A 369-nucleotide genomic window follows, 5' to 3' on the forward strand; every position below is an offset into this window, starting at 1 on the left:
CCCGAGCGGTTGTCACGGTCGCCGAAGGAACGGCCACCGCGGTCGTCACGGTTGCGGTCGCGGTCACCGAAGGAAAGGCTGCCGCGGTGATCGCGGTTGAAGCCACGAGAACGGTGGTAACGGTGACAGAAGGAACGGCGGCGGAGGTCGGCACGGTCGAGGTCGCCGAAGCCACCGGAGCGGTTGTCACGGTCGCCGAAGGACCGGCCACCGCGGTCGTCACGGTTGCGGTCGCGGTCACCGAAGGAACGGCCACCGCGGTCGTCACGGTTGCGGTCACGGTCACCGAAGGAACGGCCGCCGCGGTCATCGCGGTGGAAGCCAGCCGGACGGTTGTCACGTCCACCGAAGGAACGGCCTCCGCGGTCG

The 369-nt window shown here is 69.6% G+C and carries 1 protein-coding gene; it reads left to right on the forward strand.

Annotated features, from left to right (window positions below; translation table 11 throughout):
* Positions 1-122 precede the first annotated feature (122 nt).
* Positions 123-369, forward strand: a 247-nt coding sequence (locus UK12_RS40470; protein WP_156179126.1) for a hypothetical protein, incomplete at its 3' end; no start/stop codon positions are given.

It is taken from the genome of Saccharothrix sp. ST-888 (assembly GCF_000955975.1).
Lineage (GTDB): Bacteria > Actinomycetota > Actinomycetes > Streptomycetales > Streptomycetaceae > Kitasatospora.